Source organism: Bacteroides caecigallinarum, assembly GCF_021531075.1.
Lineage (GTDB): Bacteria > Bacteroidota > Bacteroidia > Bacteroidales > Bacteroidaceae > Phocaeicola > Phocaeicola caecigallinarum_B.
In genome coordinates this window covers 52,791-69,542 of sequence record NZ_JADYTJ010000002.1, presented here as the reverse complement: position 1 = coordinate 69,542, position 16,752 = coordinate 52,791, and the positions used below count along the sequence as shown (strand labels likewise).

General features: G+C 42.2%; 12 protein-coding genes. 8 read left to right on the top strand and 4 right to left on the bottom strand.

Annotated elements, in window-relative coordinates:
* Positions 1–34: 34 nt before the first annotated feature.
* The 3 genes from I6E11_RS01030 (at position 35) to I6E11_RS01020 (ending at position 4,885) form a co-directional block, all read left to right on the top strand.
* Entirely contained in the window at positions 35–2,149 is a 2,115-nt protein-coding gene (locus tag I6E11_RS01030) for a glycoside hydrolase family 43 protein (RefSeq protein WP_235335992.1), read from the top strand.
* A gap of 34 nt (positions 2,150–2,183) precedes the next feature.
* Positions 2,184–3,704 carry a DUF5060 domain-containing protein gene (locus I6E11_RS01025; RefSeq protein WP_235335991.1) on the top strand — a complete coding sequence of 507 codons (1,521 nt, stop codon included), beginning with the start codon at positions 2,184–2,186 and terminating at the stop codon, positions 3,702–3,704.
* Positions 3,705–4,165: 461 nt separating this feature from the next.
* Positions 4,166–4,885: a hypothetical protein gene (locus I6E11_RS01020; protein WP_235335990.1), complete on the top strand. Its 720-nt coding sequence runs from the start codon at positions 4,166–4,168 to the stop codon at positions 4,883–4,885.
* A 386-nt stretch (positions 4,886–5,271) separates the two neighbouring features.
* On the opposite strand, the gene I6E11_RS01015 is transcribed toward I6E11_RS01020, so the two are convergent.
* Complete coding sequence (locus tag I6E11_RS01015) at positions 5,272–6,783, bottom strand: IS1182 family transposase (protein WP_235335989.1); 1,512 nt, start codon at positions 6,781–6,783, stop codon at positions 5,272–5,274.
* Between the two features lie 174 nt (positions 6,784–6,957).
* Between I6E11_RS01015 and I6E11_RS01010 the strand changes: the two genes are divergently transcribed.
* Positions 6,958–7,599: a hypothetical protein gene (locus tag I6E11_RS01010; RefSeq protein WP_235335988.1), complete on the top strand. Its 642-nt coding sequence runs from the start codon at positions 6,958–6,960 to the stop codon at positions 7,597–7,599.
* A 95-nt stretch (positions 7,600–7,694) separates the two neighbouring features.
* Here I6E11_RS01010 and I6E11_RS15030 read toward each other — a convergent pair whose 3' ends face one another.
* Entirely contained in the window at positions 7,695–7,829 is a 135-nt protein-coding gene (locus I6E11_RS15030) for a hypothetical protein (RefSeq protein ID WP_262911637.1), read from the bottom strand.
* 147 nt (positions 7,830–7,976) lie between these two features.
* Here I6E11_RS15030 and I6E11_RS01005 point away from each other — a divergent pair, with 147 nt between their 5' ends.
* Positions 7,977–8,870, top strand: coding sequence for a serine O-acetyltransferase (locus tag I6E11_RS01005; protein ID WP_235335987.1), 894 nt, complete (start codon positions 7,977–7,979; stop codon positions 8,868–8,870).
* Positions 8,871–8,961: 91 nt separating this feature from the next.
* Here the strand turns inward: I6E11_RS01005 and I6E11_RS01000 are convergent, their stop codons facing one another.
* Positions 8,962–10,560: a sialidase family protein gene (locus tag I6E11_RS01000; RefSeq protein WP_235335986.1), complete on the bottom strand. Its 1,599-nt coding sequence runs from the start codon at positions 10,558–10,560 to the stop codon at positions 8,962–8,964.
* 202 nt (positions 10,561–10,762) lie between these two features.
* Positions 10,763–11,647 carry a DMT family transporter gene (locus I6E11_RS00995; protein ID WP_235335985.1) on the bottom strand — a complete coding sequence of 295 codons (885 nt, stop codon included), beginning with the start codon at positions 11,645–11,647 and terminating at the stop codon, positions 10,763–10,765.
* Positions 11,648–11,767: 120 nt separating this feature from the next.
* Between I6E11_RS00995 and I6E11_RS00990 the strand changes: the two genes are divergently transcribed.
* From I6E11_RS00990 to I6E11_RS00980, 3 genes are all read left to right on the top strand, one after another.
* A complete protein-coding gene (locus I6E11_RS00990) occupies positions 11,768–12,793 on the top strand; it encodes a threonine aldolase family protein (protein WP_235335984.1) in 1,026 nt (341 codons plus the stop codon).
* Between the two features lie 84 nt (positions 12,794–12,877).
* Entirely contained in the window at positions 12,878–14,398 is a 1,521-nt protein-coding gene (locus tag I6E11_RS00985; protein ID WP_235335983.1) for a THUMP domain-containing class I SAM-dependent RNA methyltransferase, read from the top strand.
* 117 nt (positions 14,399–14,515) lie between these two features.
* Positions 14,516–16,750 (top strand): S9 family peptidase, encoded by a 2,235-nt coding sequence (locus tag I6E11_RS00980; protein ID WP_394800083.1) that lies wholly within the window; start codon positions 14,516–14,518, stop codon positions 16,748–16,750.
* Positions 16,751–16,752 lie beyond the last annotated feature (2 nt).

The following is a 16,752-nucleotide window of genomic DNA, read 5'->3' as shown; positions in this document are numbered from 1 at the left end:
CAAAGCATATATTTGGATATAATTTTAAGTATATATGAAAAAAATAATGATTCTGACACTGTTCCTCATGACACTTCTGAGCATGAACGGGCAACAGTTATCGTGGACCGCAGATAATGGTAACGGCACATACACAAATCCGTTATTCTATGACGAGTTTTCAGACCCTGACATAATCCGCGTAGGCGATTCATTCTATTTAGTGGGAACAACCATGCACTGTAATCCGGGCCTTGTGGTGCTGGAGTCTAAAGACCTTGTCAACTGGGACTTCTGCAGTTACGCGTTTGACCGTATTGACATTGATGATGACCGATTCCGGCTTGAAAACGGGAAAGAAGCCTATGGCCAGGGTATATGGGCTCCTTGCATACGCTATCATGACGGCAAATTCTACATATTTTCAAACATCAACGGAATAGGTATGCAGGTTTACGTGTCGGAGGACCCCAAAGGTCCGTGGACACATTATAATATGGGAGGAGCCATACATGACCTGTCTGTCCTGTTTGACAACGGACGGATATATGCCATCTACGGTTATGATGAAGTGCACTGTATCGAAATCAAACCGGATTTCAGCGGCTATGTCGATAACAGTGACTTCTGCCTGATTGAACGCGGCAATGCCATGGGCGAGGGACACCATTTCTACAAAATTGATGGGAAATACTACATCATCAGTGCTGACTATTCGCCCATGGGGCGTATGATGTGTGCCCGCGCCGACAAACTTGAAGGGCCTTATGAAACCCGGGTCATAAGCTGCCGAGAGACTATGGGAACAGAACACTCAACATGGGCCGTGGATATACCTATGGACGGCGCAATGCCCGAACCGGGGAAATGGTCTCTGAAAACAGTCAAACCGAATGCCGACAAAATGGGTTGTGCCACTCTCCATCAAGGAGGTATCGTACAGCTTGAAAACGGTGACTGGTGGGGATTTTCGATGCTCGATTTTCTGGCCGTGGGGCGCACGACCTGCCTTTCGCCGGTCACATGGGTTGACGGATGGCCCTATTTCGGCCTGCCTGGCAATCTCGGCCGCTCACCCCGGACTTGGCTAAAACCTTCTGTTTCCGCTTCGGTCACTCCTCATGCTCCTTACTGCCGTAGCGATAACTTTGACAATGGCAGACTTCAGCCTGTGTGGCAGTGGAATCATCTGCCCGATGACAGCAAATGGTCATTACGAAAAGGGAAACTGCGCCTGAACACTATGCCGGCCAAAAATTTGTACTGGGCCAAGAACACACTGACTCAACGAGGCATCGGACCGGTATCGGTATCGACCGTAACTCTTGAAGCCGACAAACTCAAAAACGGCGATATTGCCGGATTGGCGTTGATGAACATTCCTTACGAATGGATTGGCATTGAAATCCGTGACGGCAAACCGCTGCTGAGCTATTATGACCTCGGAACAGACACAAGCATTGAAAAACCGCTGGACAGCCACAAAATACAGCTCCGGCTTACAGGCGATTTCGAGCATGAATGGGCTCAATTCAGTTTCAGTACCGATGGAAAGACATTTCAGGATATAGGCCAACGGCTGGTGGTACCCTATCAGACCAAGACGTTTCAGGGTGCGAGAATTTCATTGTTTGCATTCAACCGACTGGGGAAAAACGGCGGCTATGCCGAGTTCGATGATTTCATTGTTGAAGAACCGCTGGCCGACCGCAGCCGCAACATCCCACTGGGAAAAGTCATAAGTCTGACAAATCTTTCAAACAATCACCGGATGCAGGCCCACAGCCGTCGGATGGTTCTGTCAGTATGGCAGGGTGATGCCGATTATGAAACCGACAACTGCCGCTTCATTGTCCACGACAGAGGCAACGGCAAAGTGGCTCTTGAAGCCGTCAACGGAAACGGTTTCATAACAGTTGCCGGTCTGGGTCTGTCAGGAGACCTGCGTCTGTCACCAAAAGAAACCGATGACTGCCTTTTTATGTGGCAGGATATGCTTCACGGCCAATTCATGTTGCTATCCTTGAAAACACATCGCTATGTAGGCCTCGACCCGGCCTCAGGAGAGCCTTATTCCGCTGACTGGCCCGGCACATCGGCAAGCCGTCTCGGAGGCACAGTATTTAAATGGACCGAAGCCGGAATCATAGATGTAATGGCTGAGAAATAATCATACCCGTAATAATTATTCAAAAAAAATCAATATGAGAATCAATATCATATTCCTGACCATGGCGCTGTCATTACTTTTCGGAGAGGTCCGCGCTAACGACAGGGTCGAACAATGGAAAATATTTGAACTCCCATTCCACTTGAAGGTCAAGGGAAACCCCTTTGACGATGTTACGGTCAAAGCTACTTTCATAAACGGCGCCGACACAGTCAATGTCAAAGGTTTTTATGACGGAGATGATGTGTACAGAGTCCGTTTCATGCCGCACAAAACAGGATTGTGGAAATATCGTATAAGCTTTGACGGCATAAACCGCAAAGAGAAGAAAGGCTCGTTCGTGTGTGTGACAGCAAGTGCTGACAATCACGGACTTGTCAGAGTTGACTCTACGAATTTCGTTTATGCTGATGGTTCAAGATATATTCCGGTAGGAACGACCTGCTATGCCTGGGTCCATCAGCCATCAGAACTGCGCCGACAGACACTTGAGACCCTCGGCAAAAGTTGTTTCAACAAGTTGCGGATGTGCGTTTTCCCGAAAAGCTATGACTGGAACCGGAACGAACCTGAAATTTATCCCTTCAAAGGCTCCGTAGGTCAATGGGATTTCTCACAGTTGACTCCGGAATATTTCAGAAACATCGAACAGTGCATTTCCTCGCTTGACAGCCTCGGAATTGAAGCAGATATAATAGTCTTTCACCCATACGACCGTTGGGGCTTCAGTTCCATTGGCCTCGCTGACCGTGACCGCTATATGCAGTATCTAATCTCCCGCCTCGGGGCTTATAAAAATGTCTGGTGGAGCATGGCGAATGAATATGATTTCATGGAAGCTTATACGGTGGACGACTGGAAACATCACTTGGAATTTTTTGCTGAAAATGACCCCTACAATCATCTGCGGAGTATTCATAATGGCGTGAAACTATATGACCATAATGACAGTAATGTAACTCATGTCAGTATTCAGGCTCCGGACACCGACAACGCCGGCAACATCTGCCGCGAATATGGCAAACCGGTCATTTATGATGAATGTCGCTATGAAGGAAATATCCCCTGGATATGGGGAACACTTTCGGCAGAGGAAATGGTTCAGAAGTTCTGGAACGGATTTCTTGCCGGCGGCTTTGTCGGACACGGAGAAGTGTTGCTTTCCGACGGTTCCGTAGCTCCTGAAAAGTCAGATGAAGTGCTCTGGTGGTCAAAAGGAGGAATCTTAAAAGGTGAAAGTCCGCAACGCATAGGCTTCCTGAAAGAAATTCTTGAAAAATCGCCTAAAGACATAAAACCGGTAAAAGAGATAACCGGATGGCAGAACTATCCTACTCTCGGTTCCGACAATAAATGGTTTCTGATTTATACCGGACGTGACATCCATTGTCAGATGGTTCTCGAACTTCCAGATGATACGGATTATAAAATTGCACTTATTGACACCTGGAATATGAAAATAACCCCGGTTGAAGGAACTTTCCGCGGCCGCTCGCTTGTCCCGATAGCAGAACGTCCCTATATGGCTATAATTGTGACGGCGGTCAATAGCTAACAGTTATTGATACCTTCCCACAATACGGAAAAATACAATACGGAGAGCCCGACTTTCAAAAAAACAGGTTGAAAGTCGGGCTCTCATTGTATCGTCAGTCAAAGTGTATTTTATCGGTTTGTACCAATTTCGATTTCATAAGTTTCAATTTGTATCATAATCGCTTTTATTCGAATCATAGTACAAAAACGTCATATCACGAAGACATAACAGTATCTCATGCGTAAAAAAAGTATGCTTAAATTTGTGGCCTCAATCTAAACTTTTTATCACGAAACCTACTAAAACCTTAACTATATATGATTAGACGTTTACTTTCATGTGTTGCTGTCCTGTCAGCACTCATTCAACTCTCAGCATCAGAGCGTGTCATTCTTTGGCAATCCGAAGCACCTGAAGGCGTCAGCCTTAGCTGGAGTAACGGAGGTATTAATATCAGCCCCGAGTCCTGCACCGAATTTATGGTCGGAGGCAAAATCGAGATACGCTTGAATATGCAGGAGGGAGCCATATTGAAATTATGTTATGACAAACCTGTTGACGGATGGACAGATTTGCTCAGTTTTCCTCTTGAAGGTGAAAATCCTGTGACTGCTCAATCCGCATTGATCAAGTCACAGGTAACCACAATGAAGGAGTATGGATTTTTGCCCTTCGGTTATGGAGTTTCAATAATCGAAATAGCCTATGTCCCGTCAGAAATAACTGTCGATGAAAACGCTATCTGGGTCGGGCCGAAAAGCTTTAAAGAATTTGGAAGCATTGATTTACCGGCATCATTGTTTTCAGAAGCCGAAGCCGGAGACAAACTTGTATTCATGATTTCTGATAGTGACAATCCTTACATCAAGCTTCTCTTTGGCAGTTGGGGCGGCATTGAAATCAACACTGACGTTAATCCAGAGGAATTCAGCCATACCACCAACAGCATCTCACTGACCCTTAAACAGGAGTATATCGACAAACTTAAAGCCAACGGTCTCACTATCCAGGCTGTCCGTTTCATCCTTGACCAGCTCTTGCTTAAATCAGATAGCACTGTCTCAATCAAGGACATTGACATCGACAGCGATAACGCACCTGTCGAGTACTTCAATCTTCATGGCATCGGTGTAAACAAGCCTGAAAACGGCGTATTCATCCGCCGTCAAGGTAATAAAATTTCCAAAATAATTTTATAATTACCAGGTCAAAAACACACATAATAATACGTTAGGTTGTTAGAAAGCAATATCAGACAACATCTTGGCACAATAGTAACATTTAAATTAGGTCTTTCAATAAGGTATCTTTGCCAAAAGCCGACTGCCGCAATATTGATGGTAATAAATTTTCTTCGGAGTCGAGGCTTTTGAAAAAATAGCGTTCTGATTGTTCGAGGGCACTGAAAAAGTACCTCTATAGGAACCAGGCCTGAATTAAGAGGCTGTCTCAAAATGAACTTGAGATAGCCTCTGTTGTTTCATTCCGTATTGAAGTCCTTTGGATTTTTCTTTAAAGATTAATTTATAAGCTTACTTTTGAAGATTTCACCTTCTCAAACTGTTTTTTTGTTACCATAAGCCTCCTAAGAGGCTACTTTAGCAAGATTATGCGCTATTGCCAGCAGGCCAAACTCAATTTCAACCTTCTTAAGTCCACGAAGATGGAACCTCTTGAAGTGTTTGTTGTTCTTGAGGTTTCCAAATACAGCTTCTACATCCTGTGGTCGCTGACTGCGATATTTCAGACCTTCATCAGAAAGTAGTTTTTCACGTTCTCTTTCCTTGATTTTTCTCAGACGGTGATTTACCTGTACAATCCTTTCCGAGCTACTTTTATGGCACCGGCATCTTAACGGGCAATCCTTGCAGTTGCGTGCCCTGTATCTTGATATTGTCTGCACAAAACCGTTGTCTGTTACGCGCCTTACATCGGAGAGTCTTTCCATTCTCTGACCCATAGGACAGTACATACCATCATTTTCCTCATTATAATAAAAGTTGGCAGACAGAAACGGGTCGTTTCTGAAGTTCCTTTTCTGTTCCTTATGAAAATAATTGTACTTAATGAAAGTTTCAATGCCATGTTTGAAAGCATACAGATAGTTCTCTTCACTTCCGTATCCTGCATCACAGACAGATACGTCAGGGTATCTGCCGTAAAGGGAATGGAAATCATCCATATGCAGAGGATAGGTGGAGGTATCTCCCGCACACTGATGGAGAGTATAGTTCAGAATGAATTGTTTATTGGTACTGATTTGGGAGTTATATCCGGGTTTTAGTTGTCCGTTCTTCATATGGTCCTCTTTCATGCGCATGAAAGTTGCATCGTTGTCTGTCTTTGAGTAGCTGTTGCGTCCGTCAAGTATCTTTCCCTGTGATTCATATTTCCTGAGCTGTTCAGGCCAAGACTTCCTTACACGCCTAACCTTCGCTTTCATTTTTCTGTCCGCGCCCACTCCATTCAGGGCATCATCTATCTGCCCGAGTGCCTTTTCCACTTTCTCCGGGGTGATATCCTGATATGTAAGGGGAGCGGAATCACGCAGTTCCTGCTTGGTGACGGACTCGGCGTACTGCCATATCTCTTCAAGCTGTTCTGCGATTCTGGATATGCGCGTATGTATGGACTTGCCCCAGACGAACGTATAACGGTTGGCGTCCGCCTCTATCTTCGTTCCGTCGGTACAGGCAACATCCAGACTTACAAAACCTTCCGCCACGAGGAACTTCACGATGGTGGCAAATATTGTCTTGAGTACATCCTTCAGCCGGCTGCTGCGAAAACGGTTGATGGTATTATGGTCAGGGGTCACATTGCCGGTAAGCCACATGAAGCGGATGTCATTGCGACAGAACTCTTCGATGCGACGGCTGGAATAGATATTACGCAAATAAGCATAGACAAGAATCTGAAGCATCATGCGAGGATGGTATGCAGAACAGCCTTTAGGAGAATACCTGCGGTAAAGTTCTTCAAGGTTTATCTGTTCAATGATACGGTGAACAACCCGGACCGGATCGTTCTGGGGAATAAAATCGCCTAAACATGGAGGTAAAAGCAGATTATCGTTGGATGTGTAACTTTTAAACATTATCTTTGGGATATCTAAACTTGATTCCCTAAGATACAAAAAATTAGGGAAACGGGCAAGTTCTGGCTGAGCGAAGTTAGGACTTGTCCGATTTTTTTGAAGACACAAAAAAGGCCATCTCAAAGTATTTTGAGACAGCCTCTTTTTGTATCGTGAAATTAAAACTTGAAAGAGATGATAACAACAATTTTCAAAGGTATTATTTTTGGATTATCTGTATTGGGACTCTCACTATCTGCAAATGCAGAAGACTATGTAAACGAAAACAGCAATGTTTCTACCAAGAAGGTACTTGTCATCGGTCTGGATAACGTAAACTCAAACTACTTTCCACAAAGTATGATTACAGAAGAAACAGGCATACCAACCGACAGTATCAGTTACACTTATAACAAGATTATCACAAACAACATTATCCAGTCAAACAAAGACAAGGATTATACGTTTGTTTCCCCGGTTGTTTCATCCGAGATAAACGAAATCATAGACGACATTCAGCTGAAAGGGGAGGAGGAAGAAAGATATATCGACCTCAGCAGTATCGACAATAATGAATATCATCGACTAATTGATGCCTCAAATGCAGACTATGTACTGTTCTTGAATCAGCACTATTTGAAATGGCAGGAAAAGCCTTTACGAACACTTTTCCACTTTGTAAGCTACTCGCTGTATGACAAGAACCAGAAAGAAATCACAAAGGGAAATAACTATTTCACTTGCATGAACCTCGAAAAGGCAGACAAATTGAGCAAGGCTAGCCGTAAGAGTTCATCAAAAATAGCCTCAACCGTAATAAAAAGCATAAAGAAGTAATTGATTGAAATTCTTTTAGGGACACTTCTAATAATTACCATATCATAGTTATGATACGATCATGCCGCGACTGTTGCATGTATCGTATCATTTTTTTATTTAACGCGTCTGTTCAACTGATTGTTGGCCTTTTCTGGCTTGGACTTTCCAATACGTTTGCCACTGCTTTTTTTCTTCACTCCTTGTTTGGCCTTGAAAGCAAACGGATTATTGTTCTTTTTTATCGGCATAAGAGATATAGTATTATGTTCGACACAAATTTACTGCATTTTTATTACATGTCAAAACCAGTATCAAGTCAAAAAATATTCATTTTATTACCAAAATAAGAAAATATACTTTACATTTGCCAATAATATCATAAAAACCAAAGCAATATGACCTTATTTGATTATTCTCACATACTAACAGATACTGTGGACAAACTGTCGGACAACAACTCTTACCGCGGACTTTTCCATCAGCATAAGGACGGTGAGCCTTTGCCATCAGGAAAAGCACTTGAGGAGATTATAGATCTGTCTAGAGCAATATTATTTCCTGGGTATTTCGGAAAATCGAATATCAACAGCCAGAACATAAACTATCACATAGGAGTAAATCTGGAAAGACTGTTCGAGCTGCTTACGGAACAGATTCAGGCAGGATTGTGCTTCGGAGTAGAGAACAACGGCATGGAAACCAAAGACGAACCGTGTCGCGATACTGCCGCACGTCTGGCTTCGGAACTGATAAGACGTCTGCCAGAGATTAGAAGTATACTTGCAACCGATGTAGAGGCTGCATATTATGGCGACCCTGCAGCTACATGTTTCGGTGAAATAATCTGCTGTTATCCGATTATAAGAGCTATCACAAACTACAGAATAGCACACGAGCTATATACTCTGAACGTTCCTCTCATTCCAAGAATAATTACCGAAATGGCACACTCGGAAACGGGAATAGACATACATCCGGGAGCTACGATAGGGCATCACTTCACAATAGATCACGGAACGGGCGTGGTAATAGGAGCGACATGTATAATAGGCAACAATGTGAAACTGTATCAAGGTGTAACGTTAGGAGCCAAGAGTTTTCCTATGGACGAAAACGGAAATCCAATCAAAGGAATTCCCAGACATCCGATACTTGAAGATGACGTGGTGGTATATTCAAATGCTACAATTCTTGGACGTATCACGATAGGGAAGGGAGCAACCATAGGTGGAAACATATGGGTGACAGAAAGTGTGCCGGCAGGTACTCGCATTGTCCAAAGGAAATGATACTATACTCAGTATATAAAGGTAAAAAATACTCCGATAATTCACAAACAACAGTATCGGAGTATTTTTAGTTTTTCATAAAATCATGAATTTACCTTAATATCCATTCCAGAGGTAAAGAAATAAAATTCATTGAATAATGTCCGCTCATAGTTCCATCCTCATAGTATATACCAACTGAACCGTCCTTACATTTTACTATAGTGGAATATGCTCCAGTAAGACTATTGAATACAAACTTATAAGGCCATGTTTTTCCCTTATCCTTACTGGCATAAATTGTAAGATTTCTGCGACTCTCGTCATTGGGCATAGTATGCAAGTATATTTTCTCCGAATAGACCAACATATCTGCATTACAACTGTTTCCCCACAGATCACTGTTGGTATAGCCTTTACCCCATGTAAGTCCTCCGTCACATGAAAAATTAAATCCACGTTCTCCACTACGACGAGTTGACATTATTACAGAACCATCATATTCTTCCACAAGTTTGGCCTCATCACCACCAATGAATGCAGCCTCTTCCGATACGTTCCATGTCTTTCCTTCATCATCCGAATATACAATATAATTACAATACGGTCCGCTTTCGAACTTGCAAACCATAACAAAAAGTATTCTACCGTTTAGAGATTTTTTCTTCTGATGCTTAAGACACAGTCCTTTTCCAGAAGTGACAAAGACTCCCTGAAGTTTTGACGGAGCGTCTTTGTATACAGCATCATATATTAAGTCCGATATTTCTTTTGGCTGAACCCATGTCTCCCCACCGTCAGAACTCGATGTCTGATAAACCTTTATTCGGTTTTCATATGTAGAACGCTGGAACTGACGGTCAGCAGCCATAAGGCAAACAACTTTACCGTTTTCGGTCTCTACTATTGCCGCATCTCCATAGCCATAATCTGGTCCTTGGTTATAATTTCCAGCAATTGTTTTTGTTTTGCTCCACGAACTACCATTGTCATCACTATACCTTGCTACAAGGTCTATTTTATTTGGCAGGTCGGCATTGCTATTAAAACGTCTGTCTGTTACAGTCAGTATGCGTCCTTTAAACTGTTCATTTTCCAATACAATCATTGCAGGTATCCTATAAAACTCAGAACCGTTATCCCACGGATTGAACAACATAGTCTGTCTGTTATATATACGAGTGACACCTTCAGGATTACCCGACTCTACAGATATAAATGTACCGCCATTACATAATAAGCCCTCACACATTGCATCTATCTCATTACCCGTCTTGGCTTTGGACGAGATATCCGCCGTAAGCCACAGATAATTCAATTCATCAAAAGGTATGTATTCTGAAGAAAAAGTAATATCAAAACTTTCTGTATTCCACAATGCTGGAGCTTCATGTCTAGCAAGAGCCAAAGAATAAACCTTTATGTCACCATTCAGGAAAGGAGATTGTGTTGCATATACTTTTAGTGCAGAAATGTCATTACAGTCTGTAGTTCCATTCATGGAAATTCTCAAACCGGATAGGATAGGAGGCTCCATTGTAATATCCCTTTTAAGATTTATTCTAAGCAATATATGGTCTGCATTTCCTTTTCCGGCTGTGAGGAAACCCTGGTCAACAGTCAGTGCTGTAAAACCATTGTTGGCATGTATAAAAACATTACAAAGTAAAATAAAACTGAATAGAAATATTGTTCTTGTGTTTTTGTTCATAATAATTATGTTTAAGGTTTATATTAAAAACAACAATGTTCGGTCAGTAATGCCGAAAATAAAAAATAGCATTCACTACAACAATGTGATTATCAACATTTCATGTATATATGAATAATTATCACAAAGGTATGTAAATTATTTATGATAACCACTTTGTAAAGTAAAGATAATTATTTGCACTATAATTATTATCGGTATATTATGACCCTTTTCTTGCTGCAATATATACTCCAAGCATTACTAATACAACACCAATCACGGCATAACAGGTTAATGTTTCATCAAGGAATATAGACGCTGCAACCGTTGTAAACAAAGGATTAAGATACAGATAGTTAGATGACATTATAGTGCCTATACGCATCAGTACTATATTCCATACAACGAAGCATACAAGTGAGGCCAAAACACTAAGAAACATAATGTTGAGAAATACCTCATGGCGAAGAAAACCTTCGACAGGGAATGAAGGGGGATTGACTACAAATGTAGGCAGAACACATAAAGCTCCGTAAAAGAAAACTTTCCTTGTAATAAAGACCGAGTTATATTTCTTCGAAAGTTTGTTTATTATCAGGCTATAGAATGCCCACGACAATGCAGCGGCAAGTGTCAGCAAATCTCCTACTGGCGACAACTTCAGAATGACACTACCGTTGAATATAAGAATAGCCACACCAACCAGTGCGACTAATGATCCTACAGCCCATCCGCGCCCCACTTTACTGTCTTTGTTTACCCAAAGAGACATAGCGGTTGTTATCAGCGGAGTTATGCATATAATAAAAGCCACGTTAGTGGTCTGAGTAAACTGCAATGCCGTATTTTCCGTGATAAAATACAGTGTACCACCTGTCAGTCCGGCTGCCAGTAACGTAAGTTCATCTTTAACGCTTTCGGAAAATATCCTGCGGGGCGAAATAAACCATATTCCGATATACGCAATCACAAAGCGTATAAAGAAAATCTCATGAGGAGTCAAACCATTGTTTATCAGAACTTTTGTAGATATAAATGTGGTTCCCCATACAGCTACCGTAAGTATCGCCAGAATATGATATTTGGCATTGTGTAAACTTGTCATATCGTCTTCATAAATTTTCACCGCAAAATTAGATATTTTTCAACATTAATCACTGATAAATTCTACTATATAAGGGTTATCATGCATATATTTGCACACGAATTATAAAATCATTCAACAATGTTATACTTTTATACAGACTATATGGAAGGGGCACACCCGGAAGTGATGCGCCGACTTATGGAGACCAATCTTGAACATACCACAGGATATGGTTCCGACCAATATACACAGAGAGCCAAACAACTTATAAGAGAGGCTTGCGGACAGCCTGACGCTGCCGTACATTTCCTAGTGGGAGGGACACAGACTAATGCTACTGTAATAGATGCACTACTCAGACATCATGAAGGAGTATTGGCTGCAGAGAGTGCACATATCAACGTTCACGAGTCGGGAGCAATAGAAGCAACAGGACACAAAGTGCTGACCCTGCCTCAATATGAAGGAAAAATCAAAGCTGAGGATATAGAGAAATACATATCCGATTTTTACCGCGACGAAACTTACGAGCACATGGTTGCTCCTGGTATGGTTTACATTTCACATCCTACGGAATACGGAACACTATACACACTTGAGGAACTTGAAAGTATCAGCCGTGTATGCCGTAAGGCAGACATACCACTGTATATGGACGGAGCAAGACTTGGTTACGGACTGGCTGCCGAAGGAGCTGATATCACACTAAAAGATATTGCAAGACTATGTGATGTATTCTACATCGGTGGAACAAAGGTAGGTGCCTTATTCGGCGAAGCTGTAGTGGCTGCAAATCCCAAACGTCTGCCTCACTTCTTCCCTCTGATAAAACAGCACGGTGCATTGCTCGCAAAAGGAAGATTGCAGGGTATACAATTCGAGACTCTGTTCACTGACGGATTATATCTGAATATAGCCAGACATGCTGTTCGAATGGCAATGAAACTGAAACAGGCTTTCAAGGAAAAAGGATATAAGATTTATATCGACTCACCAACAAACCAGCAGTTCGTTTGCCTGCCAAATACAGAGATTGACAGACTCTCACCACACGCCGGATTTGAACTTTGGGGGTCTCGTGGAGAGAAAGAAACTGTGGTAAGATTTGTCACCAGCTGGGCTACACACGAAGAAGACGTGAACTCTTTTATAGAATTATTATAAGAAACAACGCTAAAACATTGATTAAGCGACTGAAATTACGTAATTTTGTCCCCTAAAACAAAATTACGTAATTTTTTCTCAAACATGAATCAAGAATTCGAGCTTATCGCCAAAACGTTCCAAGGTCTGGAAGAAGTATTGGCACAAGAACTCACAGAATTGGGAGCCAGCAATATCGAAATAGGTCGACGTATGGTTTCCTTCACCGGTGACAAGGCAATGATGTACAAAGCAAACTTCTGCCTTCGTACTGCAATACGCATCCTTAAGCCTATCAAACACTTCACAGCAAACTCTGCAGACGAAGTTTATGATGCTGTAAAAAGTATTGAATGGAATGAATATCTTGACAATACAAGTAGCTTCAGCGTAGATGCTGTAGTATTCTCGGAAGAATTCCGTCATTCTAAGTTCGTTGCATACAAAGTAAAAGATGCCATTGTAGACTATTTCCGCGAAAAGACAGGAAACCGTCCGTCAGTACGCATCAATAAGCCTGATTTGGGTATCAACATCCATATCGCAGAAAACCAGTGTACTTTGTCACTTGACAGTTCTGGAGAATCTCTTCACCGTCGTGGTTACCGTCAGGAACAGGTAGAAGCTCCGCTTAACGAGGTTCTAGCTGCCGGAATGATTCTTATGACAGGATGGAGAGGAGAGTGCGACCTTATTGACCCTATGTGCGGTTCTGGTACTATTCCTATCGAAGCTGCACTTATAGCACGCAACATTGCTCCAGGTGTATTCCGCAAAGAATTCGGATTCGAAAAATGGAAAGATTTCGATCGTGAACTTCTCGACTCTATCTATAATGACGATTCGCAGGAAAAAGAATTTAACCACAAGATATACGGTTACGACAACAATCCTAAGGCAAACGAAATTGCTATACACAATGTAAAAGCTGCGGGGTTAAGCAAGGATATAATACTAAAGATACAACCTTTCCAACAGTTTGAACAGCCTAAAGAAAAGAGTATAATCATAACAAACCCTCCTTACGGTGAAAGAATCTCATCAGACGACCTCCTTGGCCTATACAAGATGATAGGAGAGAGACTGAAACATGCTTTCACAGGTAATGATGCGTGGATATTGAGTTACCGCGACGAATGTTTCGACCAGATAGGACTTAAGCCAAGCGTAAAAATACGCCTGATAAATGGTGCCCTGGAATGTCAGTTCCGCCAATATCAGTTGTTCGACGGTAAGTTCAAGGCTTTCAGAAGCGGCGAAGACGGAAAGAACTTCAAGGCTAAAAGCGAAGAAAGAAGCGAAAAGCCCAAAAGAAAAAATGAGAAAACTGATTTCGGAAAAGGCGACCGTAAGGACAGAAAATCTTTCGGTAACGATAAAACTGAAAGAAAAGACCGTAAAAACGATGATGCCAAACCTGCATTCAGAGGAAGAAGGGCGGGCGACGGAAAAGAATTTACACGCGAAAGAAAAAGCGAATTCAAATACCGCGATGAAAACAAGCCACGCACTCCACGCCCGTCAACAGACGATGGACGTCCTAAAGCAGCGCCTGCACCAAGATATATACACAGCAGACGTAAAGCTGAAGATTTACTGTCAACAGAAGAAAACAACATTGATTAATGCATATCCTTGCAGGGTAAAACATTACCCTGCAAGGTTTCATATTTTTAAAACGATTCATAACGTAACAGGAAAAACATGATTCTCAAGACCAAAATTATAACCCTATTGAGTATAATGGCACTTAATATCCCTACTACAGGAATCCTGGCACAGGAAAAGACTTCGTTCACCCTACAGGATGTAATACCGGGAGGCGACAACTATTTCAACCTCATTCCGAAAAGAATGTCAGGCCTGAAATGGTGGGGCAATGTATGTATACGTACTGGAGTGGAAGAAATAGTATCTATCGACAAAAAGAACGGTAAGGAAAAAACTATCATCACATTAGAAGAACTGAACTCCGCACTTCAGGCTGACGAAAAGACTAAGAGTATCAAACCACTCCGTTCGCTTATGGGTGCCTCAATGCCGTGGGGTGACGAAAAGGAAATACTTCTCTCAAACGACGGTAACATCATAGTCTATAACTTCGAAGATAAGGCAGTAAAATCAGTTATCAAAATAAACAATGGAGCTGCCAACATTGATTTCTGCAAGGAAAGCATGACTGTAGCATATACAGTGGGCGACAATCTGCATATAGCTTCAGAAAAGATTGCTGACAAGCAGGTTAATCCTGACATCAACATTGAGAAAGCTGCATGTGGCGGAAATGATATTCACGACATCGTTTACGGACAGGCTGTCCACCGCAATGAATTCGGGATATACAAAGGAACATTCTGGAGTCCTAAAGGAAAATATCTTGCTTTCTACCGCATGGACCAGAGCATGGTGACAGACTATCCACAAGTGAACACCACTACACGCATAGCAACTCTAGAGCCAGACAAATATCCTATGGCAGGTATGACAAGCCATAAGGTTACTGTGGGTATATACAATCTTGAAAGCGAAAAAACAGTCTACCTGGATGCAGGTGACCCAACCGACAGATATTTCACAAACGTATCATGGGCTCCTGACGAGGAAAACATCTACGTGATAGAAGTTAACCGCGACCAAAACCATGCTCAGCTTGTTAAGTATGATGCCGAAACAGGAAAGAAAATCGGTGTACTGTATGAAGAAGCTCATCCGAAATATGTTGAACCTCAGCACACTCTTACATTCCTGCCTTGGGATGAAACAAAATTCATCTACCAGAGCCAGAGAGACGGATTCAACCATCTGTATCTGTTCGACACGAAGAAACCTAGACCAGTCACATTGGAACTGATAGAAGGTATGAATAAATACAAGGAATATGTAGAGGTTAAACAGCTTACCAAAGGCAACTGGCTGGTACAGGATATTCTCGGTTTCAACGAAGCGAAGAAGGAAGTCATTATTGCATCTACCGAGGTTTCACCTTTGCAGACAAACATCTACAGTCTCAACATAAAAAACGGCAAACGTGTTCTGATAGGTAAAGAAGATGGTCATCACAAGGCGCAACTCTCTGCCGATGGTACTTATATCATCGACAATATGACTTCGTTCAGCATAGCAGGCGAAACAAGCATATTGCCTACCAACGGCAAGAAGGGTGTTACGATTTTCGCATCAAGCGACCCAATGCTTGAGAAATTCAATATGCCTGAAATTACTTTGGGAACAATCAAAGCTGCAGACGGCAAGACAGACCTTTACTACAGACTTATCAAGCCGGTTGATTTCGACCCTAACAAGAAATATCCTGCTATAATCTACGTGTATGGCGGTCCTCACGCACAAATGATACATAACACACGTTTCTACGATGCACGCGGATGGGACTTGTACATGGCTCAGAAAGGCTATGTGATGCTTACTATTGACAGCCGTGGTAGCGACAACCGTGGTCTGGAATTTGAGAACTGCACTTTCCGTCAGCTTGGTGTTGAAGAGATGAAAGACCAGGTGGAAGGAGCTAAGATGCTGCAGTCTCTTCCTTACGTTGACGCCAATAGGATAGGGGTACACGGATGGAGCTTCGGCGGATTCATGACTACTAACCTTATGCTTACTTATCCTGAGATATTCAAGGTTGGTGTAGCCGGAGGTCCGGTTATAGACTGGAAATACTACGAGGTAATGTACGGTGAAAGATACATGGACACACCGGAAACAAACCCGGAAGGATACAAAAACTCAAATCTGAATATGAAAGCAGGAAATCTGAAAGGACGACTGCTGATTATTATCGGCGGCGAAGATCCAACATGCGTTCCTCAGCACAGCTATACATTCCTGCGTTCATGCATTGATGCAGGAACACATCCAGATTTCTTCGTTTATCCTGAATCAGGACATAACATGATTGGAACAGAAAGAGTTCATCTGCATGAACACATTTCGAGATACTTTGACGATTTTTTAAAATGAAA

Excerpts from the sequence above, each read along its gene's own strand:
- I6E11_RS01015 (WP_235335989.1), bottom strand. The coding sequence starts at position 6,783 with ATGTTTAAAAGTTACACATCCAACGATAATCTGCTTTTACCTCCATGT.
- I6E11_RS01010 (WP_235335988.1), top strand. The coding sequence starts at position 6,958 with ATGATAACAACAATTTTCAAAGGTATTATTTTTGGATTATCTGTATTG.
- I6E11_RS01030 (WP_235335992.1), top strand. The coding sequence starts at position 35 with ATGAAAAAAATAATGATTCTGACACTGTTCCTCATGACACTTCTGAGC.
- I6E11_RS01005 (WP_235335987.1), top strand. The coding sequence starts at position 7,977 with ATGACCTTATTTGATTATTCTCACATACTAACAGATACTGTGGACAAA.
- I6E11_RS00990 (WP_235335984.1), top strand. The coding sequence starts at position 11,768 with ATGTTATACTTTTATACAGACTATATGGAAGGGGCACACCCGGAAGTG.
- I6E11_RS00995 (WP_235335985.1), bottom strand. The coding sequence starts at position 11,647 with ATGACAAGTTTACACAATGCCAAATATCATATTCTGGCGATACTTACG.
- I6E11_RS01000 (WP_235335986.1), bottom strand. The coding sequence starts at position 10,560 with ATGAACAAAAACACAAGAACAATATTTCTATTCAGTTTTATTTTACTT.
- I6E11_RS15030 (WP_262911637.1), bottom strand. The coding sequence starts at position 7,829 with ATGCCGATAAAAAAGAACAATAATCCGTTTGCTTTCAAGGCCAAACAA.
- I6E11_RS00985 (WP_235335983.1), top strand. The coding sequence starts at position 12,878 with ATGAATCAAGAATTCGAGCTTATCGCCAAAACGTTCCAAGGTCTGGAA.
- I6E11_RS01025 (WP_235335991.1), top strand. The coding sequence starts at position 2,184 with ATGAGAATCAATATCATATTCCTGACCATGGCGCTGTCATTACTTTTC.
- I6E11_RS00980 (WP_394800083.1), top strand. The coding sequence starts at position 14,516 with ATGGCACTTAATATCCCTACTACAGGAATCCTGGCACAGGAAAAGACT.
- I6E11_RS01020 (WP_235335990.1), top strand. The coding sequence starts at position 4,166 with ATGGTCGGAGGCAAAATCGAGATACGCTTGAATATGCAGGAGGGAGCC.